The organism is Micromonospora sp. NPDC051196 (assembly GCF_040682415.1).
In the GTDB taxonomy this organism is placed as follows: Bacteria; Actinomycetota; Actinomycetes; order Mycobacteriales; family Micromonosporaceae; genus Micromonospora.
This window is the reverse complement of sequence record NZ_JBFBAY010000001.1, coordinates 34,469-60,483: the sequence shown is the minus strand read 5'-3', so window position 1 is coordinate 60,483 and position 26,015 is coordinate 34,469. Positions and strand designations below refer to the sequence as shown.

Annotated in this window: 21 protein-coding genes; 20 read left to right on the top strand and 1 reads right to left on the bottom strand. The window is 69.5% G+C overall.

All coding sequences use genetic code 11. The annotated features are described in order from the left end of the window. Positions 1-7: 7 nt before the first annotated feature. The 11 genes from AB0M35_RS00290 to AB0M35_RS00240 are packed head-to-tail and all read left to right on the top strand — an operon-like array spanning position 8 to position 10,292. A complete protein-coding gene (locus AB0M35_RS00290; RefSeq protein ID WP_363740092.1) occupies positions 8-190 on the top strand; it encodes a lysine biosynthesis protein LysW in 183 nt (60 codons plus the stop codon). Then, the gene (locus AB0M35_RS00285) at positions 183-1,061 is read left to right on the top strand and encodes a RimK family alpha-L-glutamate ligase (protein WP_363740091.1); all 879 of its coding nucleotides are present in this window, start codon (positions 183-185) and stop codon (positions 1,059-1,061) included. The genes AB0M35_RS00290 and AB0M35_RS00285 overlap by 8 nt, the downstream gene beginning before the upstream one ends. After that, complete coding sequence (argC, locus tag AB0M35_RS00280; protein ID WP_363740090.1) at positions 1,058-2,086, top strand: N-acetyl-gamma-glutamyl-phosphate reductase; 1,029 nt, start codon at positions 1,058-1,060, stop codon at positions 2,084-2,086. Before AB0M35_RS00285 ends, argC begins: the two co-directional genes overlap by 4 nt. After that, complete coding sequence (locus AB0M35_RS00275) at positions 2,077-3,921, top strand: M20/M25/M40 family metallo-hydrolase (RefSeq protein WP_363740089.1); 1,845 nt, start codon at positions 2,077-2,079, stop codon at positions 3,919-3,921. Before argC ends, AB0M35_RS00275 begins: the two co-directional genes overlap by 10 nt. Continuing rightward, the gene (locus tag AB0M35_RS00270; protein WP_363740088.1) at positions 3,921-4,694 is read left to right on the top strand and encodes a 1-deoxy-D-xylulose-5-phosphate synthase N-terminal domain-containing protein; all 774 of its coding nucleotides are present in this window, start codon (positions 3,921-3,923) and stop codon (positions 4,692-4,694) included. The genes AB0M35_RS00275 and AB0M35_RS00270 overlap by 1 nt, the downstream gene beginning before the upstream one ends. Continuing rightward, positions 4,694-5,587 carry a transketolase gene (locus AB0M35_RS00265; protein ID WP_363740087.1) on the top strand — a complete coding sequence of 298 codons (894 nt, stop codon included), beginning with the start codon at positions 4,694-4,696 and terminating at the stop codon, positions 5,585-5,587. The genes AB0M35_RS00270 and AB0M35_RS00265 overlap by 1 nt, the downstream gene beginning before the upstream one ends. A 10-nt stretch (positions 5,588-5,597) precedes the next feature. After that, entirely contained in the window at positions 5,598-6,476 is an 879-nt protein-coding gene (locus AB0M35_RS00260) for a family 3 encapsulin nanocompartment shell protein (RefSeq protein ID WP_363740086.1), read from the top strand. After that, on the top strand, positions 6,476-7,378 hold the full coding sequence (locus AB0M35_RS00255) for a sulfotransferase (RefSeq protein ID WP_363740085.1): 903 nt from the start codon (positions 6,476-6,478) through the stop codon (positions 7,376-7,378). The genes AB0M35_RS00260 and AB0M35_RS00255 overlap by 1 nt, the downstream gene beginning before the upstream one ends. After that, positions 7,379-8,161, top strand: a complete 783-nt coding sequence (locus AB0M35_RS00250) for an SDR family oxidoreductase (protein WP_363740084.1) — start codon at positions 7,379-7,381, stop codon at positions 8,159-8,161. It begins immediately after the preceding gene. Further along, positions 8,158-9,048 (top strand): sulfate adenylyltransferase subunit CysD, encoded by an 891-nt coding sequence (gene cysD / locus AB0M35_RS00245; RefSeq protein ID WP_363740083.1) that lies wholly within the window; start codon positions 8,158-8,160, stop codon positions 9,046-9,048. Before AB0M35_RS00250 ends, cysD begins: the two co-directional genes overlap by 4 nt. A 2-nt stretch (positions 9,049-9,050) precedes the next feature. Beyond that, entirely contained in the window at positions 9,051-10,292 is a 1,242-nt protein-coding gene (locus tag AB0M35_RS00240; RefSeq protein ID WP_363740082.1) for a GTP-binding protein, read from the top strand. An 87-nt stretch (positions 10,293-10,379) separates the two neighbouring features. On the opposite strand, the gene AB0M35_RS00235 is transcribed toward AB0M35_RS00240, so the two are convergent. Next, positions 10,380-12,998 carry a LuxR C-terminal-related transcriptional regulator gene (locus AB0M35_RS00235; protein ID WP_363740081.1) on the bottom strand — a complete coding sequence of 873 codons (2,619 nt, stop codon included), beginning with the start codon at positions 12,996-12,998 and terminating at the stop codon, positions 10,380-10,382. 255 nt (positions 12,999-13,253) lie between these two features. On the opposite strand from AB0M35_RS00235, the gene AB0M35_RS00230 reads away from it, so the two are divergent. The 9 genes from AB0M35_RS00230 to AB0M35_RS00190 all read left to right on the top strand — a co-directional run bounded on the left by AB0M35_RS00230 (position 13,254) and on the right by AB0M35_RS00190 (position 25,817). Beyond that, complete coding sequence (locus tag AB0M35_RS00230) at positions 13,254-14,453, top strand: glycosyltransferase (RefSeq protein ID WP_363740080.1); 1,200 nt, start codon at positions 13,254-13,256, stop codon at positions 14,451-14,453. 15 nt (positions 14,454-14,468) lie between these two features. Beyond that, entirely contained in the window at positions 14,469-16,109 is a 1,641-nt protein-coding gene (locus tag AB0M35_RS00225; RefSeq protein ID WP_363740079.1) for an AMP-binding protein, read from the top strand. Beyond that, entirely contained in the window at positions 16,109-17,260 is a 1,152-nt protein-coding gene (locus tag AB0M35_RS00220; protein ID WP_363740078.1) for an acyl-CoA dehydrogenase family protein, read from the top strand. Before AB0M35_RS00225 ends, AB0M35_RS00220 begins: the two co-directional genes overlap by 1 nt. After that, positions 17,257-18,810, top strand: coding sequence for an aldehyde dehydrogenase family protein (locus AB0M35_RS00215; protein ID WP_363740077.1), 1,554 nt, complete (start codon positions 17,257-17,259; stop codon positions 18,808-18,810). Before AB0M35_RS00220 ends, AB0M35_RS00215 begins: the two co-directional genes overlap by 4 nt. Then, positions 18,807-19,154 (top strand): SRPBCC family protein, encoded by a 348-nt coding sequence (locus AB0M35_RS00210; protein WP_363740076.1) that lies wholly within the window; start codon positions 18,807-18,809, stop codon positions 19,152-19,154. Before AB0M35_RS00215 ends, AB0M35_RS00210 begins: the two co-directional genes overlap by 4 nt. Positions 19,155-19,456: 302 nt before the next feature. Next, positions 19,457-19,801, top strand: a complete 345-nt coding sequence (locus tag AB0M35_RS00205; protein WP_363740075.1) for a hydroxyisourate hydrolase — start codon at positions 19,457-19,459, stop codon at positions 19,799-19,801. 583 nt (positions 19,802-20,384) lie between these two features. Beyond that, positions 20,385-23,366, top strand: coding sequence for a BTAD domain-containing putative transcriptional regulator (locus AB0M35_RS00200; protein ID WP_363740074.1), 2,982 nt, complete (start codon positions 20,385-20,387; stop codon positions 23,364-23,366). A 157-nt stretch (positions 23,367-23,523) separates the two neighbouring features. Further along, positions 23,524-24,483 (top strand): NAD-dependent epimerase/dehydratase family protein, encoded by a 960-nt coding sequence (locus tag AB0M35_RS00195; RefSeq protein WP_363740073.1) that lies wholly within the window; start codon positions 23,524-23,526, stop codon positions 24,481-24,483. An 8-nt stretch (positions 24,484-24,491) separates the two neighbouring features. Next, the gene (locus tag AB0M35_RS00190) at positions 24,492-25,817 is read left to right on the top strand and encodes a UDP-glucose/GDP-mannose dehydrogenase family protein (RefSeq protein WP_363740072.1); all 1,326 of its coding nucleotides are present in this window, start codon (positions 24,492-24,494) and stop codon (positions 25,815-25,817) included. Positions 25,818-26,015: the final 198 nt, after the last annotated feature.

Here is a 26,015-nt window from a genome sequence, read left to right as displayed (position 1 = left end):
GGATCCCATGTCCAATCTGACCACCGCACCGGTTTGCCTGGAATGCGACACCGAGGTCGCGCTACCGGCCGAGGCAGAGCTGGGCGACATCCTGTCCTGCCGCGGCTGCGGCCAGGAACACGAGGTAGTCGAGGTCACGCCCATCCGGCTCGAACTCGCGCCCGAGGTTGAGGAGGACTGGGGTGAGTGAGACGGCCGATGTGCTGGTCTGCGTGACCATGGTGCGCCCGGAGGAACGCCTCCTCCTGGGGGCACTCCGGGCAACCGGGCTGACCGCGCGGTCGGCGCTGCCTCGGCACACCGCCGCGATCCTCAACAACGCCGCACCGCGGCCACGCAAGGTGCTGCTACGCAACGTGTCCCATCGGGAGCTGGCGGCCACGGCGGGTCGGTTCGAGCAGGCCGGCATCGAGACGCTCAACACGCCGCACGCGGTGCGCCTGTGTCTCGCCAAGGACCTCCAGGCGATCGCCTTCGCCAACCACGGTGTCCCGCACCCGAACACGCACATCGCGTTCACCGTCGAGCAGGTCCGCGCGTATGTGGACACGCTTGGCGGGGACGCCGTCATCAAGCCGATCAGCGGCTCGTGGGGGCGCGGGATCGTCCGGATCACGGACCAGGCGCAGTTCGACGCCTGGGCCGGCGGCCGGGAGGCGTTGGACCCGGCCGGGAAGGAGTTTCCCGTCGTGGTGCAGGAGTACGTGCCCAAGCCGGGCTTCAACGAGCGGGTGCACGTGGTGGGTGACCGTCCGATCGTGGCGTACCGCCAGGTCGGCGCCGGCCTGCGCACCAACACCCATCAGGGCGGCGCCGTGGAGCCCATCCCGATCTCGGATCGGGCGCGCGAGCTGTGCGCCCGCGTCGTGGCGTGCTTCGGTCCGGGCTTCTACGGCATCGATCTGGCCGAGTCCCGGGAGACCGGCGAGATGTACGTGTTGGAGGTCAACACCAACCCCGACTTCGCCCGGTCCTCCGAGATCCACGGCGTCGACATCGCCGGCCACGTCGCCGCGTACGTGCGCGACTCGGTGTTCGCCTCGACGGGGGTGGCGGCATGAGCGATCGGATCAGCGCGGCCGTCCTCGGCGGCAGCGGATTCATCGGAGCCGAGCTGATCCGGCTGCTGACCGCCCATCCCCGGGTGGTGCCGACGTTCGTCTCCTCGGTCCGACACGCCGGTGAACGCGTCGGGCAGGTGGTGCCGGGACTGCGCAACTCGTCGATCGGCGGACACCACATGCGCAAGCTCGACGAGATGCCCGAGGTGGACGTCGCGTTCGCTTGCCTGCCCAACGGCGTACTGCCGTCCGTGCTCGACGACGTGGCCAACCGCGCCAAGGTCGTGATCAACCTGGCCGGCGACTACCGGCTGCGCCGGCCGGACCAGATCGAGCGCCACTACCCCGCATCGGCCGGCGGCTGGCGGCAGCCCATCCCCTACTACATTCCCGAGTTCACGCCCACGCCGACGGATCCGGTGCTCAACCTGCCGGGCTGCATGGCGGCGGCCACCATCTACGCGCTCTACCCGCTGTTCCAGGCTGATCTGGTGGCGGCGGACGTGGTGGTGGACGCGAAGTCGGGATCGAGCGGCAGCGGCACCGGCAGCGTGGAGCATCCGGCGGTACGCGACGGGAACGTACGGGTGCACCGGCTGCACGGCCACCGGCATGCTCCCGAGGTACGGCAGGCACTGACCGACCTGACCGGGCGTGCGCCGGAACTGCAGTTCTCGACGTTCAGCCTGCCCGTCGCACGCGGCGTGATGGTCTCGGCGTATGGACGGTTGAAGCCTGGTGCGGGGGGCAGTGACGTGCGACGGGCCTTCGCCCGGGCGTACGCCGACACGCCGTTCGTGCGGGTGGCGGGCGGGCGTACCCCGATGGGGATGCCGATGCTCAAGACCGTCGTGGGTGCCAACGTCGCCGAGGTCGGAATCTCCGTGGCCGCCGACCGCTGGGTGGTGGTGTCCGCCCTGGACAACCTCATCAAGGGCGGCGCCGGCCAGGCGGTGCAGGCGCTGAATCGGATTTACGGCATGGACGAGCGGCTAGGACTACCGGAGGCCGGCGGATGGCCATGATGGATAACGACGCGTTGGCGCGGGTCTCCCCCTACCTGCCGCTGTACGTGGTGAAGGTGGGCAGCTCAAGCCTTCGTCACGCGTCCGTCTACGACGATCTCGCCGCGCTCAAGGCGCGCGGTGCCCGACTGTTGCTGGTCGCCGGCGGAGCGGCCGACATCACCGATCACTATGCCGATGTCGGGCGTCCGATACGGATGCTCCGGCTGGTCACCGGCGACGAGGTGCGGTACTGCCCGCCCGAGGAGATGCCACACATCGTCGCGGCGTACGAGCGGGGGACCCTGCCTCGGATCCGCGAGAACCTGGGTCTGCGGCAGCTGACGACGTTCGCGGCCACGGCGGCGGACGGACTGGTCACCGGTACCCCGAATCGCCCGCTGCGGGTGGTGGAGGGCGACCGGCAGCGGCTGGTCCGCGACCACCGGGCCGGCCGGGTCACCGCCGTCGACGTGGCGCGACTCTGCTCGCTCCTGGACGCCTTCGACGTCGTCTGCGTGTCGCCGCCGGTGGCGGCGGACGACGGCGGGGCGCCCATCAACGTCGACGCCGACGTGCTCGCCGCCGAGCTGGCCAACGCACTCGACGCCGACCACCTACGCCTGGTGACCGGTACTCGGGGCCTGCTCGCCGACCCGACCGAGGGCAGCAGCACCCTGCCGCATCTGGGCCCGGGCGAAGGCATGGCGTACGCACGCGGGCGGATGCGGCAGAAGGTCCGGGCGGCGGAGCTGGCCCTGCACGGCACCGCGGACGTGGCCATCACCGGCCCCCACACCGTCGACACCGAAGGCGGTACCCGATTCTGGCGTGCCGCCGCGCCCGAGCCCGACCTGGATCTGCTGACCCGCATGGTGGAGATCTCGTCGGTCTCCGGCGGCGAGCGTGAGCTGGCGCAGTTCCTGGTCAGGTGGCTGACCGAGCAGGGCGTGCCCGCGATGATCGACCCGGCCGGCAACCTGGTCGCCACGCGTGGCCGAGGGCCGCGTCAGCTGCTCATGCTCGGCCATCTGGACACCGTCCCCTACCGGTGGCCGGTGGCCTGGGACGATGCCGTGCTCACCGGGCGTGGCTGCGTGGACGCCAAGGCCAGCCTGGCCGCCTTCCTACAGACGCTTGTCGAGTTCGAGCCGCCCGAGGGTGTCATGGTTCGGGTGGTCGGCACCGTCGAGGAGGAACGGACGGCGGCCGGCGCGCTCTACGCGCGTGACCACTACCCGGCGGACGCGGTCATCATCGGTGAGCCGAGTGGCGCCGGTGCGGTGACCATCGGCTACCACGGCGTCTGCAAGGTGCGGATGGACGTGGCTCGGGCCACCGGCCACACCGCGGGCAAGGACCGACGCACTGCCGCCAGTAGCCTGGTCGACCTCATCGGCGAGGTCGAGGCCGAGGTCGGCAAGCGCAGCCCGGAGGCGCTGTTCGCGGTGCTCGACCTGGCCGCTGGCGGCACCGGCGCCACGCAGACCGCCTCGGCGGTGCTGGACATCCGGGTGCCGCCCGGAACCCAGGTGGACGACCTGCTGCCGGCCTTCGACGACGGTCGGCTGCTGCTGGCCACTCCCCCGGTCACGACGCCCCGGACCGATCCGCTGGTGCGGGCGTTCACCCGGGCTCTCCGCACGGTGACCGGTGACGCTCCACGGCTGCTGGCCAAGAAGGGAAGCAGCGACATGAACACGCTCGCCACCCGGTGGCAGGGCGTGCCGATGGTGGCGTACGGACCGGGCGACGCGCACCTGGACCACACGCCGGACGAGCGGCTGTCAGCCGACGAGTACCGGCGGGCGCGAGAGGTCCTGTCGGTGGCCGTACGGGATTGGTGTGAACGGTGATGAGCGAAATCGACCTGCTTCGGGAACAGGCCGCCCGGGCCCGCCGGCTGGTGGTCGACATGGCCGCCAGCGAGGTCGGCTGTCACCTCGGCGGCAGCCTTTCGGTGGTGGACATCCTGGTCGCCGCGTACGCCGTCGCCCGGTCCCGGCCGGGCACGGAGGTCGTGCTGAGCAAGGGCCATGCTGCCGCCGCACTCTACGCGGTGCTGCACGAGATGGGTGTCATCGAGGAGAACCCGGCACCCCGGTACGGCCGTGCCGGATCGCCCTACACCGGGCACCCCGGCCCGAAGGTGCCCGGAGTCCGGTTCCCCACGGGCAGCCTCGGCCACGGGCTCGCGTACGCGGTCGGCTGGGCCCTCTCCCGGCGGCTGCTGGACCGGCCCGGCGGTGCCATCGCCGTCGTCGGTGACGGCGAGTTGCAGGAGGGCCTGGTCTGGGAGGCGCTGCAAGTGGCCCAGGCCAAGCGAGTCGAAGGACTCACCGTGGTGGTGGACCTCAACGGTGGCCAGAACGACGGCTACGTCTCGGACATCTCGCCACTCACCGACCTGCCGGCTCGGCTGGCCGCGTTCGGATTCTCGGTGGCCGAGGTGGACGGGCACGACATCGAGAAGTTGCTGGCCACGATCGTGCCCACGGAGCGGCCGCTCGCGGTGCTGGCCACCACCGTCAAGGGCAGGGGCGTACCGGCGACCGAGGGAAAGGCCGCCTCGCACTACGTGAAGATCAGTCCGGCTCGGGCCCGGCAGTGGAAGGCGGCGATCCGGTGATGACGTCCACCATGTCGGCCCGCGAGGCGTACCGGGTCGAGCTGACCGAACTGGCCGCAGAAGACCCGCGCATCGTGTGCCTGGAGGCGGACCTCGGCGGCGCCTCGCACTGCTTCCGGGACCGGTTTCCCGACCGGTTCCTGAACCTCGGCATCGCCGAGGCGTCCGCCGTGGACATCGCGGTCGGGCTCGCCTCCGCCGGGCTGCGGCCGTTCGTCAGCACGTTCGCCACGTTCGCGGCGTTCCGCGCGGCGGAGAGCGTCAAGCTCGGACTCGGGTACCTCGCGGCTCCCGTGGTCCTGGTCAGCCCGTACGGCGGGGTGTCCGGCGCGTGGTTCGGGCCGACCCACCACTGCCTGGAGGACCTCGCCGTGATGCAGAGCCTGCCGGGTGTCCGGATCGCGGTGCCCGCGGGGGAGGCCGAGACCCGCGCGGCGATCCGGACGGCAGCCGCCGGCGACCAGCCGTGCTACGTACGGCTGGGACGCAACGAGGTGTTCGACGCCCCGTTCACGCCGGCCGGCCAGGGCGACGTCACCTGGCTGAACCCGCCGAGCGGCGACACCTGTCTCGTGTCCGTCGGCGAGAAGCCGACGGCGCTGTGCCAGGCCGTCACCGAGCAGCGGCCGGACCTCGGTCACGCACACCTGTGCTGGGTGGACGCGGAGAGCCTGACGCTCGCCCTACCGCACCTCGCGAGTGCGCGGCGGCTGGTGGTCGTCGAGGAGCATCGTCCGGCCGGCAGCGTGGCATCCACCCTCGCGCTACTGCTGCCCGACCGCGAGGTGCGGGGTGTGAACGCGGGCACCGACTGGCCGACCGAGGGCGGCAGTCACGACGAGACACTCGCCGCGCTGGGGCTCACCACGTCCGCCGTGCTCAGCGCCGTCTGAAGGGGATGACATGACCACGACTATGCAACCCAGCGCCAGCGCGCTGGAAGTGACCCGGCAGACGCTGGCCGACCCGACGCTGACCCGACGCAGCCCGGGTGAGGAGTTCTCCCTGACGGTGGCCCGCCAGCAGAACGGCGCCGACGTGGTGGTGCCGATCCGGGCGCACCTGACCGCCTCCTTCCCGCTCTTCAAGAGCCGCCCCCGGTACACCGTGCGGCATCTGTTGAAGGTGGCCTCCGTCTCCGACCAGACGCTTGCCTACGTACGCGAGGCACCGAAGAGCGAGTACGGGTCCGCCGGCACGGCGTACGCCAGCACCCCGGAGGCCGGCTTCGAGCCCACCGTCGAGTACGCCGAACTGACGGAGCTGAGCGTGTCGGTGCCGGTACCGGCCGACCTGCGGCACGAGCCCGCGTTGCTCGCCGCGTTCGTCGACTACCGGGTACTCGTCCGGTTGGGCGTGGTGGAGAACCAGGCCCTGCTGCACGGCACAGCCGACGGCCGCATAGCGGGACTGCTGAAACTGCCCGAGATCCGCAGGTCGACGGTTGCCGGTGACCTCGGTGCGGCGTTGACGGCTGCGGCGGGGACGGTCGAGGAGACCGGTGGTTCCTGCGACGGCATCGTCGTGCACCCCGTTCACTACTGGGAGCTGGTCCGTGACGGACTGCTCGGCCGGCTCGCCGAGGCCGGCATCAAGGTTTCGCGTACCCGGATGATGCCGCGGGGCCAGGCCCTGCTCGGGGACTTCCGGGCCGCCGTGACGCTGCTCGACCCCAGTCGGTCGGCGCTGGTGCTGCGCGGCGACGTCGTGGAGGCCCGCACCTCCGTGGGCCTGGCCGTCCACCTGCCCCAGCACTTCCTCCTGCTGACGGACGGTGCGTGATGAAGGTCGTCTACATCACGGGCTGGCTGCGTAGCGGCAGCACCATTCTCGGCAACGTGCTCAACGAACTACCTGGCGTGCTGCACGTCGGTGAGCTGCACTACCTGTGGCAGAACGGCCTGCTCGACAGCGGCACCAACTCCCTGTGCGGCTGCGGCGAGCAGATCCGGCAGTGCGCGCTGTGGTCGTCGGTGATCGCCGGGTTCGGCGACGTCGAGCCCACCCGGCTGGCGCGACAGATGATGGCGTGGCAACGGGCCGGTCTCCGGACCCGGCACACCCGCGCCCGCCTCGCCACCACGCCCGACCACGTCACCGCGGTGATGGACCGCACGGTCGCCGTCTACCGGGAACTGGCGCGGCGCGGAGCGGAGCGGGCGGTCGTGGACAGCTCCAAGTACCCGGCCGAGGCCGCCGCCCTGCTCAGGCGCACCGACGTGGATCTGCGGGTGCTGCACATCGTCCGCGACCCGCGCGCCACCACCTACTCGTACCAGCGCAGCAAGCGGTACATCGAGCCGATGAGCCCGGCGCAGAGCACGGCGAACTGGGTCGGCTTCAACGTCGCCTCCGAGTACGTCGGTGCCGCGGCGGACGGGCGTTATCTCCGGATCCGGCACGAGGACCTGACCCGACGGCCCTATGAGGTGCTGGCCGACGTGCTGCGCTTCGCGGGACTCGACGACGAGCCACCGGTTACTGAGGAAGGCAAGGTGACCCTCGGCGTCAACCACACGGTCACCGGTAATCCCGACCGTCTCGGCCAGGGCACGGTGTTGATCCGGCCGGACGATCGCTGGCGTACCGAACTGCCGGCACTGCCGACCGCCACGACCACGGCGCTGGCACTGCCGCTGCTACGCCGCTACGGGTATCCGGTGCTGGCGGGAAAGGCGGCCTGAATGGACCTCGGACTGGCCGGACGGACGGCGTTGGTCGCCGGTGCCAGCAGCGGCCTCGGGTTGGCCGTCGCCCGGGCGCTGGCGGCCGAGGGCGCGAACGTGTCCATCTGCGCCCGCGACCCGCAGCGACTGGCCGCAGCGCACAAGGAGGTCGACGAGGTCGGCACCGGGCATGTGCTGAGCGTCGAGGTGGACGTCCGTGACGACGCGGACGTGACACGTTGGGTGAACCAGACTGTCGAGGAGTTCGGTGCGCTGCACGTCGTGGTCACCAACACTCCCGGCGTGCCGCACGGCCGGGCCGACGCGTTCACGGTGGACGACTATCGGCAGGCGGTGGACGGCACGATGCTGCCCCACGTCTCGACCACGCTGGCGGCGCTACCGCACCTGCGGCAGGCGGGTTGGGGTCGGATCCTGCTGATCACCTCGGAGGCCGTACGCCAACCGCTGCCCGGAACCGCGATGTCCGCGACCGCGCGGTTGGGTGTGCTCGGCTTCGCCAAGGGCGTGGTGCACTCCCTCGGTGCCAGCGGCATCACGGTGAACGTGCTGGCCCCCGGCGTCCACCAGACGCCGGCCTTCGAAGGCTTCGTGGCGGCGCGGCCCGCCGTGGACCGCGAGACCGCGCTCAAGGAAATCATCGCCGAGGTGCCGCTCGGCCGGGTCGGGCGGCCCGCGGACTTCGGTGCGCTCGCCGCCTTCCTCGCCAGCGAGCAGGCGGGCTTCGTAACCGGCACGGTGCTGTTGGTGGACGGCGGGAACACGCGAGGTGTCACATGAGTCTGGACATGCTGGAAGCGGAATCGATCCACATCATCCGGGAGGTCGCCGCCGAATTCGAACGGCCGGTGCTGCTCTTCTCCGGCGGCAAGGACTCGATCGTCATGCTCCGCCTGGCGGAGAAGGCGTTCCGGCCCGCGCCGATGCCGTTCGCGGTGATGCACGTCGACACCGGGCACAACTTCCCGGAGGTCCTCGAATACCGCGACAAGCGCGTCGCCGAGTTGGGTGTACAGCTCATCGTGGCCTCGGTGCAGGACTCGATCGACGCCGGACGGGTGGTCGAGCCGACCGGACGGCGGGCCAGCCGCAACCGGTTGCAGACCACGACGTTGCTGGATGCCATCGCCGAGCACCGCTTCGACGTGGCCTTCGGCGGCGCCCGACGCGACGAGGAGAAGGCCCGTGCCAAGGAACGGATCTTCTCCTTCCGGGACGACGTCGGCCAGTGGGACCCGAAGAACCAGCGCCCGGAGCTGTGGAACCTGTTCAACACCCGGATCCGGCCGGGGGAACACATCCGGGTCTTTCCGCTGTCCAACTGGACGGAACTCGACGTGTGGCGGTACATCGGCCGGGACGAACTCGACGTGCCGCCGATCTATTTCGCCCACCGGCGGCGCGTGTTCGAGCGGGACGGCATGCTGCTGGCCGAGAACCCGTACCAGTCGCCGGAGCCTGCGGAAGTGGTGTCCGAGGCGACCGTGCGGTACCGGACGGTGGGCGACATGACCTGCACCGGGGCGGTCCTCTCCGGGGCCCGGACGGTTGCCGACATCATCCAGGAAGTGGCCACCACCAGGGTCACCGAACGCGGTGCGACCCGCGCGGACGACCGGACCAGCGAGGCCGCCATGGAGGACCGCAAACGGGAAGGGTACTTCTGATCATGGACATCCTCCGGTTCGCCACCGCCGGCTCGGTGGACGACGGCAAGAGCACACTGATCGGCCGGCTGCTCTACGACTCGAAGTCCACGTTCACCGATCGACTCGCCGCGATCGAGGACGCCAGCCACCGGCGCGGCGACGAGTACACCAACCTCGCACTGCTGATGGACGGCCTACGGGCGGAGCGGGAGCAGGGCATAACCATCGACGTGGCGTACGGCTACTTCGCCACGCCCAAGCGCACGTTCATCCTTGCCGACACCCCCGGCCACGCCCAGTACACCCGCAACATGGTGACCGGTGCCTCCACGGCCGACCTGGCCATCGTCCTGGTGGACGCAACCAAGGGCCTGGTCGAGCAGAGCCGCCGGCACACGTTCCTGCTCGGCCTGCTGGGCGTACCGCACCTCGTGGTCTGCGTCAACAAGATGGATCTCGTCGGCTACGACCAGGGCGTGTTCGATCGGATCCGGGCGGAGTTCGCGGCCTTCACCACGAGGATGGCCACCCGGGACGTGACCTTCGTGCCGATCAGCGCGCTGCACGGCGACAACGTCGTCAGCCGCTCGTCCGAGATGCCCTGGTACGAAGGCGCCTCGCTGCTGCACCACCTGGAAAACGTGCACATCGCCTCGGACCGCAACCTGGTCGACGTCCGCTTCCCAGTGCAGTACGTGATCCGACCGCAGTCGCGCGCATACCCCGACTACCGCGGCTACGCCGGTCAGGTCGCCGGTGGTGTGCTGCGCCCTGGCGACGAGGTCCTGCACCTGCCCTCCGGGCTGACCACCCGGATCGCCGCCATCGACGGGCCGGACGGGCCGGTCGACGAGGCCATGCCGCCGATGTCGGTGGTCCTACGCCTCACCGACGACCTCGACGTGTCCCGGGGAGACATGATCTGCCGGCCGCATAACGCGCCGGCCATGGTCCAGGACATCGACGCCATGGTGGTCTGGATGAGCGGACGAGCGCTCCAGCCGCCGGCTCGGCTGCTGCTCAAGCACACCACCCGGACCGTTCGCGCGGTCGTCCGGGAACTGCGGTACCGGATCGACGTCAACACACTTCGTCGGGACCCGAACGCCACCGAGCTGCGGTGCAACGAGATCAGCCGGCTCGAGTTGCGAGTGACCCAGCCGCTGATGTGCGACCCGTACTCGCGCAACCGGCTCACCGGCTCCTTCATCCTCATCGACGAGGCGACCAATCACACCGTCGGCGCCGGCGTCATCAACTGACGCCGTACACCGCCCGAACCTGTGGCCGCCCCCACCAGCTTCTGGTGGGGGCGGCCACAGGTTCGGAGCATGAACAGTGGCGAGGCTTCAGCCCTGCGGCACGGTGAGCAGGACCCGCAGGGCGTCGAGTTCCCCACGGGTGTTGATGCCGAGCTTGCGGTAGACCCGATGCAGGTGGTTCTCCACGGTCCGCACGGAGAGCACCAGGTTGCGGCCGATCTCGCGGCTGGACAGCCCGCGGGCGGCCAACTCGGCAATCTCGCCCTCCCGGGGCGTCAGGCGCGGTGTCGCCAGCGCGGACAGCGCGGGCGAGCGGGGCACCTCCTCGCAGTGACGCATGAACATGAGGGCACGCGCGGCGGCCGTGGACGCCATCGCCAGGCGACCGTCGGACCGGTGCCGCTCGGCCTCCTCGGCGGCCGCCTCCGCAGCCAACAACGGGCTGCCCAGCTCGGCGAAGTCGGCGGACACCCCCGCGAGCGCGGCGGCGTCACCTTCCGCCTTCGCCCGGGCGTGCGTTGCGTAGAGGTGCCCGAGGCACCGATCGGACTGACCGGCGAGCGCCCGCAGCCGGTCGGCGGCGTGTTTCGGCGCGCCCAGGCGTACCGCGTCGTGCAGGGCGAGGGCCTCGAAGCCGGCCGCACCCCGGTCACGGGCCAGCCGTGCGGTCCGTTGCGCGTGTGCCGCCGCGTCACCACGGCGTGCGGCGATGACCCAGGCGCGGCTGAGTTCCGTCCACGGGCCCAGCAACCGCAGGGACACCCCGGCCAACCGGTCGGCTTCGGCCAACGCGTGCGCCGCCGCGTCGGTCTTGCCGGTCAGCGCGTAGCCGTGCGCCAGCAGCCCCAGCAGAACGGCCAGCATGCCGTTCGAGCCCTGCTCACGGGCGATCGAGATGCCCTCACGGCACCAGGTGATCTGGTCTCGCAGTTGACCACGCATCCGGGCGGCGAGGCCGCGCTGCAGGCACGACACCAGGATGCCGAACTGCCACCGGTTGGCGAGCGCCCGATCGTAACCGGTGCCGGACCGCTCCTCCGCTGCGACGAACTGGCCGGTCCACAGCAGGCCGTGGACCGTACCGAGGTCGGCGAGGATCGGCAGCCACGGTGCGTCGTCCGGCCAGCCGCCGGACAGCAGGTCGAGCCCTTCGTGCGGGCGACCGGAGAAGACCTGGGCCAGGCCGGCCGCCACCCGGGCCTCCGGCTCGTCCGGCACGCCGGCAGCCAGCTCAAGCGCGTCCTGCGGGGCATCCGAGAGGGCGCGCAGCAACGCCTGCCGCGCGACCAGGCGACGGCGGGTGGCCGGGTCGACGGTCGCGTCGACGGTCGCGGCCAGCAGCGCCTCGGCGGGTGCCTGCCGGTCCAGACCGAAGTAGAGGTTGAACGCGCGCACCGAGGCCACCCGAGCGCGGTCCACCTCGTGATCCAGCCGGCCGAGGCCGGACAGCGCGGACTCAGCCTCCGCAGACCGGCCGGTGAAGAGGAAACCGTATCCGAGCGGCTCGATCACCGCCGCTGCCCGACCGGCGACCGACTCGGCCGTGGCGAGCTGCCCGGCGAGCTCGAAGTCCATCGCTGAACAGGCTGCCCGAGCGGCGATCGCCATGTTCTCCGGCGATGGTCGCTGACCACAGGCCAGCCGCCAGCTCACCGCCCGCGCGAGGTCGACCGGATTCTGGCTGGTGGCCTCGACGATACTGGCGCACTGGCTGAGCCATCGTCGCGCCCGCAGGCGTGGTGTGACGGCACGCAGGACCTCTCCGTACATCGGGTACGTCAGGCGCGCGAGTTCCTGACCGTTGGTCCGCTCGATCCTGATGAGACCGCGCGCTTCGGCCGCTTCGAGTACGTCGGCCGGTACGAGCTCGGCGAGCACGCCTGGACAGATAGGTTCGGTGACAGCGAGCAGCTCCAGCGCGGCACGGCATTCCGGCGGCGCCGCCACGAGCCGTTCGTCGACCAGTCCGGCGAGCCACGACGGGATGGCAAAGGGGCCCCGGAGCGTCCACATGCCGTCGTCTGCCACCAGCCGGTTCGCCTCCAACTGCGCGGTCAGCAGCTCGCGCACCAGCAAGGCGTTGCCTGCGGTGGCCTCCCAGAACCGCTGGACCAGTACGCCTTCGACCTGGCCGCCCAGCGCCTCCCCGAGGACCTGGTGGACGTCATCGCGGCTGAGCGGGCCGACCTCGACCCACTCGGCGAGCCCGTCGGTCCACAGGTCGCCGATCGGTCGGGGCAGCCGCCGATCGGGACGCAACGCCGTGAGGAGGAAGAGTTCGCCTCGCCGGGCGAGTTGCACCGCCAGCGCGGCGGACGCCTCGTCCAGCAGTTGGGTGTCGTCCACGACGAGGGTCAGGCGACGCTTGCCGGCTGGCTTGAGCAACGCCTCGGCTGCCCCCCGGAGCGCATCGCCGGTGAACGGTGAGCGGAGCAGCCCTGACGGCAGGTGTTCGGCGAGCGCGCCGAACGGTACGTTCGCGGTCGCCACGGTGGTGACAGCCCGGATGACACGATGTCTTGTCGGGTCGGCCCGATTGGTGGCCTCGGCCTGTAGTCGGCTCTTGCCCACGCCTTCGGCGCCGATCAAAGCAATGCCGGCGGATCCGCGCCGGTCGGTCGCTGCGGCGATTCGCCGTAGCTCTGAGTGCCGGCCGGCGAAAACATCTCGCAGGCGATCCCTGATGGCTATCTCGGTGGATCCCACCGCCGCACTGTCGCATCACCCGCTATCGATCGGCTTTCGTTGAACCATCAACCGACACCCGACCACAGCGATGTACGAGGTCGACCCGGCCCTGAGTACCCGGACCAGTCCCTGCGTATCAAGAATTCGGACTGATTGAGTACTTCTCCGGAGCAACTCGGTAGAGAGGAGCGGGCCTTTGCCGCAATGGGTTCGCAGTATTGTCGCCACTGCCGGCAAGCCGACCAGAATCAGCTCTCATGAATTGGAGCGATAATGTCGTATTTGAAGCCGACCGATCCTGCCGTACTCGCGAAGGCCGTCGCCGACAACCTCGTCGTCGCCGCCGACCCCGACGCACCCGCCTCGGGTCTCTACTACTGGGAGATCTCCCGGCCCTGGCGCGACAAGGTCGTCGAGGCGGTACGGGCGTGCCCCACCGAGACGATCCGTACGCTCGGCGAGAGCGTGCTCGACGACCCGACGGATCACCTGCGGTACTGGGCGCTGCACGCGGCGCTGGTGGAGCGGCACGGCCGCGACTCCGTGGTGGACGACATCCTCACCCTCGGCTGGCGGGCCGAGTGCAACTCGCGCCTCGGCCACGTGCTCAACGAGGACTACACCAGCGACGCCGTCCCGGTGACCGTGGAGGAGATGGCCGCGTTCGACCCCGGACGACGGCTGCCCGAGGGTGCCGCTCCGGAGGTCCTCGTCGTGATCCCGTTCCACAGCCGACTCCAAGGCGGCGGCGAACGACTGCGCAACCTGCTGGCGTGCCTGCGCTCGCTGCGGGACCAGTCGCTGCCGCGCGAGCAGTATCAGGTGACGGTCGTGGAGAGCGACGAGCAGTCCCGCTGGCGCGATGTGATCAGCCGGTTCGCCGACAACTACATCTACGCCCGTAAGGACGGCGTGTTCAACAAGTCGTGGGCGATGAACGTCGGGGTCGCGAACACGCCCGGGCCGACCGAGATCATCTGCCACATGGACGCCGACGTGCTGGCCGACCGGGACTTCCTGGCGCGCAACGTCGACCGCATGCGCGAGCCCGGCACGATGGGGCACCTGCCGTACCGGGACATGGTGGCGATGGACTACCCGGCCACCTGGCGGGCGATCCGCGAGCGGCTGCACGGCGGCGCCGCCGCGCCCGACCCGCGTCGCCTGCGTGCCTTCACGCTGCGTCGTGGACCGGGGCTGTGCTTCTTCGCCCGCGCCGAGCTGTACTACCGGACCGGCGGCATGGACGAGCGCTTCCAGGGCTGGGGCGGCGAGGACATCGAGTTCAACTACCGCTTCGGCTTCGACGCGGCGTACGACGCCTACGACGAGCCGTTGCTGCACATGCGGCACCCGTCCTACTCCGAGCTCCGCGCCGACGGAAAGCTGATCAACGCGCACCTGGTGCCCGGCAGTTGGCAGCCGACCCGCCCGATCGGGCAGCTCGAACAGTTCACCCCGGCCGGCGTCTAGTCACCGGAGGACGGCGTGACCACAGAGGCAAGTACGGCGGTTCGGCGGCCGCAGGCCGCCGGGCTGCACGACGGCAAGACCATGCTCGACCATCTCCGGGAGGCCGTGGTCCGGCATCCGCAGCGGTCGGCGGTGATCTGCTGGCACGCCGACGGGAGGCCGACGGAGCGGCTGACCTACGCCCAGCTGGGTGCGACGGTCGAGCGGTTGGCGGCCGGGTTGGCGGGGCTCGGCGTCCGGCGCGGCGAGGTGGTGACCCTGCAACTGCCCAACTCGTGGCAGCTCGTCGCGCTCGCCCTGGCCTGCGCGCGGATCGGCGCCGTGGCCGGGCCGGTGGCGCCGGTCATGCGCCGCCGCGAGGTGGAGTTCATGACCCGGCTCACGGAGAGCCCGGTGTACGTGGGGGCCGCCTCCTACCGCGGATTCTCGTACGACGAGATGAGCGCGGAGGTGGCCGCCGCGGTGCCGTCCCTCAGCCACCGTGTCCTGATCGGCGCGCCGAGCACTCCAGGCGCCCTCGACTTCGACGCCTACCTGCTCGGTCGGGCCTGGGAGCACGAGCTGCCGCGCGACGAGTGGGACGGCCGGGAAGCCGGCCCCGACGACCTGGCTCAGGTGATGTTCACCTCCGGCACCACCGGTGAACCGAAAGGTGTCATGCACAGCCACCGGACGCTCTACGCCATCAACCGGCGGCAGATCGAGGTGCTGGGGCTGACCACGGACGAGGTCACGGCGATGGGTTCGCCCACCACCCTCCAGGGCGGGTACACCTGGAACTTCGTCATGCCGCTGATGCTGGGTGCCAGCGCCGTGCAGGTGGACTCCTGGGATCCGTCGCTGATGCTGCGGATCTTCGAGACGGAGCAGGTGACCTTCTTCTACGGAGCGCCGACGTTCCTCAGCGACCTGATCCACGAGCAACGGCGCGGTGGGCGGGACGTCGGCGCACTCCGGGCCTTCGGCACGGGCAGCGCGCCGGTGCCACCGGTTCTCGTGGAGGAGGCGCAGGAGGTTCTCGGCTGTCGGGTCTACGCGGTCTGGGGCATGACGGAGAACGGCTGCGTGACGGTGACCCGTCCGGAGGACCCGCTGATGCGGGCGGCCGAGAGCGACGGCACACCGGTACCCGGCATGCAGGTCCGGATGGTCGACGAGAAGACCGGCGAACCGGTCGATGCGGGCGCCGTCGGGCGGCTCCAGGTACGCGGCGACAACCAGTGCCTGGGCTACTACCGCCGTCCCGACCTGTATCGCGAGTCGCTGACGCCCGACGGCTGGTTCGACACCGGTGACCTCGCGCGCGATGACGGGCACGGCGGCATCCGCATAGTCGGCCGGGTCAAGGACGTCATCGTCCGGGGGGCCGAGAAGGTGCCGGTGGCCGAGGTGGAGGCGGCGTTGCTGCGACACCCGGCGATCCGGGAGGTGGCCGTCGTCGGGTACCCGGACCCGCGGCTCGGAGAACGGGCGTGCGCGGTCATCGTGCCGGCCGGCGAGGCGCCTTCCCTCGACGACCTGCGTGCCCACCTCACCGGGCTGGGCATGGCCAAGCCGTACTGGCCGGAGCGGATCAGTGTCGTCGACGAACTGCCGAAGACACCGTCGGGAAAGGTCCAGAAGTTCGTCCTGCGGGAACGATTGAGGGCTGCGTGATGGATTTCTCGCTTACTGATGAGCAGCGCGCGCTGGCCAAGCAGGTGCGCGCCTTCACCGAAGAACGAATCGTGCCGTACTCCCAGGACGGCGACCGGCAGGGACAGTTCCGCGCCGGTCTGCTGGGTGAGCTGGCCGCCGAGGGCCTGTTCAAACTGCGTGTCCCGGTCGAGTACGGCGGGCTGGGGCTGGACGCGGTAAGCACCGGCGTCGCCCTGGAGGAACTGGCCCGTGGCGACCTCACCGCGTGCTATCCGGTGCTGAACGCGGCCCTGGTCGCCGGCATCATCACCGCCAACGGGACCGCCGAGCAACGCGCGCGCTGGCTTCCGGCGATCGCCCGCGGGGACGCGGTGGTGGCGTTCTGCATGACCGAGCCCAGTCACGGGACCGATGCGGCCGCCGTCAAGCTTCGCGCCGAGCCGACCGGTCCGCACGACTGGCGGCTCGTCGGCGAGAAGACTTCGATCATGCTTGGTGCGTACGCCACGCACGGCATGGTCTTCGCCCGTACCAGTGACGCGCCCCGGGCCCGGGGCGTCACCGCCTTCTACACCCGCCTGGACGACCAGTACGTGGTGCGCTCCCCCCTGCGTGACCTCGGTAGCCGGTCCGGCGGCCGATCGAGTCTGGTCTTCGACGGCCTACCGGTCTCCGCGTCGGAGGTGGTGGGCGCAACCGGACTCGGCTTCGCCCAGGGCATGCGCGGCTTCGACTACTCACGGGCGCTGATCGCGCTGATGGCCGTCAGCGTGGCGCAGGCCGCGCTGGACGACGCGCTGTCCCACGCCCGGCACCGGCGGGCGTTCGACCGGCCGCTCGGCCACTTCCAGGGCATCGCCTTCCCGCTCGCGGAGTTCGCCACCCATCTGCACGCGGCCCGGCTCGTGGCGTACGAGGCGCTGTGGCGTAACGACGCCGGACTGGAGCACCGCCTGGCGGCGAACATGGCGAAATGGTGGGCGCCGAAGGTGGCCGTCGAGGCGGCGCACCAGGCGTTGCTGACACTCGGCCACTTCGGCTACAGCGAGGAACAGCCGATGGCGCAGCGACTACGTGACCTGATCGGCACCCAGCTCGCCGACGGCACCGCCAACGCCACCAAGCTGGTCGTGGCGCGGGAACTACTCGGGCGGGAGTACGCGCCATGAGAACGTTCCCGTCGTACGTGGCCGGCAAGGACGTCGATTCCGCCCGGCATGTCTACGGCATCTCGGCCCGCGCGGTGCTGGAGGACACGTTCGGTGCGCTGCGCCTGAAGCGGCGGCTGGAGTCCGGTGAACCCGGTGACGAGGACGACCCGCGCATCGTCGGACGGTGCGCGTTGGCCGACCCGCAGACCGTCGGGCAGGCACTGGCCGCGGCCGCCGCGGCCCAACCGGAGTGGGGCAGGACACCCCTGCGTACCCGGTTGCGCCTGGGCGAGGAGATCCGCCGGCGGCTCGTCGCGACCCGCGACGAGTTCGTGGAGCTCATGGTGGCCGAGGGGAGGCCGCTCACTCCGTCGCACGCCGAGATCGATGGTCTGCTGCACATCTTCAGCGAGCAGACCCTCTCCTGGTGCGCGGAGCTGCTGCACCGTGAGTTCTCACACGGCGGCCGGCGGATCGTCCTGCGTCGCCGTCCGGACGGGGTCGTCTGCGTGGCACCGCCGCAGAACGCACCACACTCCAACGCCATCTACGGTGCGGCGGCCCTGCTCTCCGGCAACACCGTCGTGGTACGGGCGCCGCGCAGTCTGCCGCTCGGCGTGATGTACGCGATCCGGGAGATCATCGCGCCCGCCCTCGATGAGATCGGCGCGCCACCCGGCACCGTTAATGTCGTGTGCGGACCACCGATGCTCACCGACTGGATGGCCAGCCCACACGTCGACGACATCATCTATTTCGGGGGCAGCGAGAAGGGGCTGGTCTTCCAGAACGACTGCATCGCCGCAGGCAAGAAGCCGATCCTGGAGCTGGCCGGCAACGACTGCGCGGTGGTCTGGCGCGATGCCGACCTCGACGTGGCGGTCCGCGCGCTGACTGAGGCATTCAACGCCTCCGGGCAGATCTGCAACGTCCCCAACCAGGTCGTGGCGCATCCGGCGATCGCCGACGAGCTGCTCGATCGGCTCCGCGTCGCCGCCGGGCAGATCCGACCCGGCTACCCCGACGATGCGGGCGTGGAACTCACTCCGGTCCTGGCCAGGGAGGGCTTCTTCGCGGTACTGGACGAGGCGTTGGCCGGGGGCGCCCGGCTGGTGTGCGGTGGACGCCAGTTGGAGGTGGACGGCACGCCGTCCGACACCGGCTACTTCGTGGAACCGACCGTGGTGCGCGTCGACGGTTTGGCGCGTAGCCGCGAGCTGGCGGCGGTCCGTGCGGAGACCTTCTTCCCGCTGCTACCGGTGGTGGTTCCCGAGTCGGGGCGCAGCGACGACGCGCTGCTGCAGGACGTGCTCGACTTCGTCAACACCAACGCGTACGGCCTGCGCAACTCGTTCTGGTCGGAGGACGACGCGGTCGTGGAGCGCTTCGTGGCCGCCGTGACCAACGGCGGCGTCATCAAGGTGAACGACGAATCACACGCCGGGTTCTTCCCGTACCTGCCTTCGCACGGCGGCACCGGCCTCACGGGCGGGGTCTTCGGCGAAGCCAGCTACATGATGATCCGGACGACGCATCTCCAGGCGGTCTCATTGCGGAGCAGCTCATGAGGACGATTCGAGTAGCAGCTCGGACGGCACTGTCAGCGGACGCCGCGTTCGACCGGATCAGTGGTCTCGGCAACGAGTGGACGGTGCCGTTTCGAGGGAAATCCATTCATTGGCGGCAACAGTGTGAAACGGCGCCGGGCAAGCGCCGCCTCTCGTTCACCCAGACCGCTGGTGATTTCCGAAACATGTCCGGCGCATGGCAGACGACGCCCACACCGGAAGGCTGCGAGGTGTTGCTGGAGTTAACGTACGACATAGGCGTGCCGATATATGACCGGATTCTCGACTCGCTGGTCGAGCGGGCACTCGCGGACTTTGTTCGGATGACGGTATCTCGCTGGTAGGTGCCTCTCCGCAAGAATGAGGATGGTCCCTCAAGTCGGTGGATGACTTGAGGGACCATCTACGTCGTGGGCGCCCGGGCCCGATGCGTCAGCCCCAGTTGGTGTCACGGCTCATGATTCTGCTCCCCCTTCGATCTCGACCACGAACCGAGTTCACCAGCGCCCGCTGTCGACCTGATATTCGATTGCTGTCGGTCGGTCATCGTCGTGCTTAACCGAGCCGAGGAGGTTGCTTACCCACTTGATAGCGGAACGAAAGCAGGCGGATGTAGATTCACCCGAAGCATCGAAGAAGATAGAGGATGACGATGTCAGTCTTTTGCGTTCGCATTCTTGACTGCGCGTCCGGCCGACCTGCCCCGAGCGTGCTGGTGCGACTGGACCGCCGCGACGACCAGGGCTGGACGCCACTGGTTTCCGGGTTCACCGGCAATGACGGCCAACTGCCGGCGCTGGAGGAGGTCCAGGTGAGCCGTGGCGCACATCAGCTCACGTTCGACCCCTCCCGCTATTTCGCAGGACTCGGTACCGTCGCCGAGTACCGCGAGTTCACGGTGCACACCCAGATGCGGGACGACGAATCGGATCTGCGAATGGCCGTTTATCTCAGCGCGGCGGGTTTCGCCGTCTACGGAGAACGCGGCTAGTGCGGTGTCCGACAAGCCGGGTGGTGTGACGGGTAGGGCCCAGGCGATAATCCGGCGAGGCGGGTCCTTCCTGAATCCCGTTGTCGCATTCGGAACACAGTCCGCCGCTGTCGGGCGTCGAGTGAATCCAATGGTCCCGGTGAACGTTTCTGGGCGCCAGACTAGCGGCCTCGGGCCGAAGAGGGCGCCCTGCCGCATTGTCGATCAAGGCGTTGGCGGTGCTGCGGATCGAGGCCCTCGCGCAGCCGGACAGTGGCGGTGCCGAATTGTTCTGCCCGACGCTAACATGGCCAGCGCGATCCGAGATGTCTCCGCCAAACAGGGTTTCGCCGGTACATCCTCTGCCGCCTGCCCATATGCGACCAGGCCGCCCATCGGTACCGCTACCGCGCGGTGCCACAATTTGGCAACCTGATCTACGATATGCCCCGAACATCGACTATTCTGCATCTCTCCTGGTGTCCGCTGGCCTGCTTCGCTACGATGTGATCGTTCTCCTACGCGGGGCGTCAAACGGTTATTCCGGCCAGTTCGAGGGCGTCGAAGGGCCGACGCGATGCGTCGTGGTTGACGGGGAGGAAATGTGCAGGTCTTCCGTATCCTCGGGCCGCTGCACGTGCAGAACGCCACCATCACCGCCTCCCGGCAGCAGATCGTGCTCGCGATGCTGCTACTGGAGGCCAACAACGTGGTCCCACTTGGGCGGCTCATCGACGCGGTTTGGGAGGACAACCCACCTTCGACAGCCAAAAGCCAGATCCAGATCTGTGTATCGGCGGTGCGACGTGCGCTACGGGCGGCTGGTCTGGACGATCGGATCACCACCACCTCGGCCGGCTACCAGATCAAGATCGCCGAGGGCGAGCTGGATCTGCACATCTTCAACGACATTCTCACCGAAGCCCGCGCGGCGCTACGCGAGCAACGACTGGAGGACGCCGTCGCGGGCTTTCGGCAGGCCCTGGCGCTGTACCGCGGGATTCCGGTCGGTGGTGTGGACAGCCGGCTGATCGAGGCGGCGGCGGCCCGCATCGCCGAGCGGCGGCTCGCCGTCGTTGAGGACTGTCTGGAGTTGGAGCTGCACCTCGGTCGACATCGCGAGATCATCGACGAACTGATGTCGCTCGTCACCGAGCACCCGCTACGGGAACGGCTGTGGGAACAGTTGATCACCGCGCTGTACCGGGCCGGACGACAGGCGGAGGCGCTGGCGGCGTACCGGTCGGCGCGGCAGGCCTCGATCGACGACCTCGGGTTGGAACCGAGCGAGTCACTCCGGCTGCTGGAACGCGCCATCCTGAACGGCAACCTCGATCCGGGCCCGGCGGTGGAGCCGGAACTACCGGAACCGATCGAGCCGACCCCCTCGGTGCCCCGGATGGTGCCTGCCGACATACCGGACTTCACCGGCCACGGCGAGCTGTTGACCGAGCTGCGCGACTTCTTGTGCAACGTTGGCGAGCACTCCGACCGTGACACCGTGCCGGTCCTGACGATCACCGGCCGTGGTGGCGCGGGAAAGACCACGCTCGCCGTACATCTGGCCCACGAGCTGGCCGCCGACTTTCCAGACGGGCAGCTGTTCACCCGGCTGGGCCCGGAGCAGTCGCACAGCGGTGGTCTCTCCCAGATCCTCGACGGCTTCCTCCGCGCGCTCGGCATGCCCGGGTCCTCGATACCCGAAGGGCTGGAGGCTCGCGCGGCGACTTTTCGAAGCCAGATCGCGGCCTCCCGGATGCTGATCATCCTGGACGACGCCGTCGACGAGCGCCAGGTGTATCCCCTGCTGCCGGGCACCCCCAGCTGCGGTGTGATCGTGACCAGTCGGCGTCGCCTGGCCGGCGTCCCCGGCTCCCGGCTGGTCGAGGTGGGTGCGCTCGAACAACACGACGCCGTCGAACTGTTGACGCGGATGGTCGGCTCGGATCGGGCCGCCGCCGAACCACGCGAGGCCGTACGCCTGGTCGAGCTCTGCGGCCGGTTACCGCTGGCGTTACGGATCGCGACGGCGAGGCTGATCGCCCGTCCGCACTGGCGGATGTCGCAGCTCACGGAACGACTCGAGGACGAGGGCCGGCGGCTGGACGAGTTGACGCACGGCGGCCTGGACGTGCGGACCAACATCGCGGTCAGCTACGAGGGCCTCGACGAGCAGGCGCAGCGGCTGCTACGGCGGCTCGGCCTGCTCAAGCCGCACGACTTTCCGAGTTGGACCGGAGCGCCGCTGCTCGACATCGATGTGCCCACCGCGGCGGACACGCTCGACGCGCTGGTGGACGCACAGCTCCTGGAAGTCGTGGGTGGATTCGGCGTCGAGACCCGCTACCGGATGCACGACCTGGTCCGGGTCTACGCCCGTGAGCGGCTCGCCGCCGAGGAGACCGCGTCGGACCGGCTCGAAGCCGCCCGGCGCCTCTTCGGCGCGTGGCTGTTCCTCGTCGATGAGGCGCACCGCGTCGTGTACGGCGGCGACTACACCGTGATCCACAGCAACGCGCAGCGTTGGACGCTGCCTCGACAGCTCGTACACGACCTGCTACGCGATCCGCTGATGTGGTTCGAGAGTGAGCGCGCCGCCGCGGTGGCCGCGGTGAGCCAGGCATCCCAGGCTGGCGCCGCCGACTACTGCTGGGATCTCGCGATCACCATGGTGGCGCTCTTCGAGACCGGCAGCTACCTCGACGACTGGCGGGTCACCCACGAGATCGCCCTGCTCACCACGCGGCAGGCCGACGACCCAGTCGGTACGGCCGCGATGCTGTACTCGCTCGGCGCACTGAACATCGTCGAACAGCGCTTCGACGATGCCCGCGTCCGGCTGACCCAGGCGCTCGAAGTGTTCGAAGAGATCGGCGAGGCCCGCGGTCGCGCGCTCGCTCTCCGGCACCTGGCCTTCCTCGACCGGGTGCACGGTGACCTCGATCAAGCCTGGGCGCGCTACAGCGAGGCTCTTGCCGCGCTGCGTCCGCTCGGGGACGCAGCGGGCACGGCCCACATCCTCAGCGGCATGGCGCGGATCAAACTGGAATTGGGCGAACGTGCCTCCGCCGCCGATCTGCTGGCCGATGCGCTGCGGAAGGTGACCGAGGTCAACAGCACGCGGGTCCAGGCGATGGTGCTGCACCGGCTGGGCGAGATGCACCTGGACGACGGCGACCTCACCCGGGCCGAGGAAGAGCTGACCAAGGCACTGCGACTGGTGCGCGAAGGCCGTGATCGAGCGGGCGAGGCACACGTGCTGCACGGGCTCGGCCTCGTGAAACTTCGGCAGCACCAGCACCACCAGGCGGCGGTGACGCTCAATCACGGGTACGCGATCGCCCGCCGCAACGGCGACCGGCTCGCCACCGCGCGATTCTGCCTGGCGCTCGCGCGGCTGCACCGGGCTCGGCAGGACTACCCTTCGGCGCTGGAGTGGGCTTCCCGGGCCATCGGGATCTTCGACCAGTTCCACGCACCGCTGGGTCGCCTGGAGGCCGACGAGTTGCTCGGGCAGATCCGCGACGAAGCGGCTGAGCGACCGCAGAGCTTCCGCGACCGAGCTGTCTCGCCGCCTGCCTCCTGAGGTACCGCCCTTCCGCCGCAACCGTAGGCACGAGCATCCATTGAGTGCCATTCGAGCCGCGTGCAGAGTACCCGGCCGACAGTACGTTCATTCCACCGGAAAGTGGTGCTCAGTCGAGTTCCGACAGCATTGTCCACCCAGTGGTAAGGAGGTTCCCGTGTCGCATGCCAGTAGATTCCGACGAGCTCTGGTCACCGGCGGTGGAGGCTTTCTCGGCTCGTACGTCTGCGAGCAGCTCCTCTCCTGCGGAGTGGAGGTGGTCAGCGTCGACAACTTCTCCACCGGGCACCGCAGCTATCTCGAACACCTGATGGGCCGCCCAGGCTTCACGCTGCTGGAAGCGGACGTCATCCAGGATTTCGAGACGCCGGGACCGGTCGATCTCGTCATGCACCTGGCATCACCTGCGTCGATTCCCGAATTCTATCGGCTGCCGATCGAGACCCTGCTCGTCGGTAGCCACGGGACGCACAACGCCCTGCGTATCGCACACCGCTATGGAGCCCGTTTCGTACTGGCCTCCACATCGGAGATCTATGGCGATCCGCTGAAGCATCCGCAGGACGAGGAGTACTGGGGCAACGTCAATCCGATCGGTGCCCGATCGGTCTACGACGAGGCAAAGCGGTACGCCGAGGCCCTCACCACGGCGTACGGCAAGCAGCACGGGCTGAGCGTGGGTATCGCACGCATCTTCAACAGTTACGGACCGCGGATGCGGCCGGACGGCCGGGTGATCTCCGGCTTCATCGCCCAGGCCCTCGACGGCGTTCCCCTGCTGATCCACGGTGACGGCAACCAGACGCGATCACCCTGCTACGTCGAGGACACCGCGCGGGGACTCCTGGCGATCGCGGAGAGCGACTATCAGCGGCCGATCAACATCGGCAACACCCAGGAGATCACCATCCACGATCTGGCCCAGATGGTCCTCGACGTGACGGGCAGCCGTTCACCACTGAAGTTCATCGAGCCCGACGCGGACGACCCCCGGCAGCGCTGCCCCGACATCAGCCGGGCGGAGCGGGAACTGGGCTGGCGGCCACAGGTCGCCCTCGAGGAGGGGCTACGGCGAACGGTAGCGGCCGCGCGCAGACCCTCAGCGGACTGGAACTAGGAGGCAGAGTGCTTACGATCTCCGTACTGGGCTGTGGGTACCTCGGTGTCACCCACGCCGCCGGTATGGCCGAGTTGGGGCATCAGGTCATCGGAATCGACATCGATTCTGACAAGATCTCCGCGTTGACGGATGGTCGGGTGCCCTTCTTCGAGCCCGGGCTGGACGAGCTGATCAGCCGCAACCTCGCCGCCGGGCGACTGCGTTTCACCACCTCGTTCGAGGAGGCCGCCCCTGCCGACGTGCACTTCGTCTGTGTCGGCACGCCGCAACGCAGCGACGCCAGCGCAGCCGATCTCAGCCACCTGTACAACGCCGTCGAGCGACTGGCACCGTCCCTCGCCGAGGAATGCCTCGTCGTCGGCAAGTCGACCGTGCCGGTCGGCACCGCGGCCCACCTGACCGAGATGCTCCGCGTTCTCGTGCCCGACGCCGAGAAGGTGTCGGTCGCCTGGAACCCGGAGTTCCTGCGCGAGGGCACGGCGGTGGCCGACACCCTGCGCCCGGACCGCCTCGTGCTGGGTGTGGCCGACATCGCCGCCGAGAAGGTGCTCCGCGAGGTCTACGCCCCGTTGATCGAGGCGGGCGTTCCGGTGGTGGTGGCCGACCTGCCCACCGCCGAAGTGATCAAGACGGCGGCGAACTCCTTCATGGCCACGAAGATCTCCTTCATCAACGCGATCGCGGAGTTCTGTGACGCGAGCGGTGCCGACGTCACCGTCGTCGCCGAAGCGCTCGGACGCGATCCACGCATCGGTGATCAGTTCCTCAAGGCCGGGCTCGGCTTCGGCGGCGGCTGCATCTCCAAGGACATCCGTGCCTTCCAGGCCCGCGCCCACGACCTCGGCGTCGGCCACGCCCTGGCCTTCCTGGCCGAGGTCGATGCCGTGAACCTGCGCTGCCGCGACCGGGTGGTGGAGTTGCTGCGCAAGCAGTGTGGCGGGGGATTCACCGGAAGGCGGGTCGCGGTTCTCGGGGCCGCCTTCAAGCCCAACACCGACGACATCCGCGACTCACCGGCGCTGCACGTGGCTGAGCTGATCAGCCGTGAGGACGGTGAGGCCGCCGTCTACGACCCGCAGGCGATGGGGAACGCCCGGCGCGCATTCCCCCACCTGACCTACGCGACAAGTCCGCTCGACGCGGTACGAGGCGCTGACGCGGTGGCCCTGCTGACCGACTGGCAGGAGTTCGCCACCATCGATCCGCTGGTTCTCGGCAAGGAAGTCCGAAGCCGGAACGTTGTGGACGCGCGGCACCTGCTCAACGCCGAGGAGTGGCGCCGGGCAGGATGGCACTATCTCGCGCCCGGCCGCCCCATGTTGCAAGGCTGAAATGTTCCGTGAAGGTCTGCCACCGCGTTCGGGTCCACCCATTCGAGCTGAACAATGCGACAGAGCGAATGCGGCGGACCCGTGGCGGCACCCGAGGGCGCGCCCGCACGCAGGCCGATCGCCACGCGCCGGCAGCGGTGCAGCGCGCCCTGTTCGCGATTTCCCAAAGGCGTACGACAGAAGCGGTTTTGAAGTAGT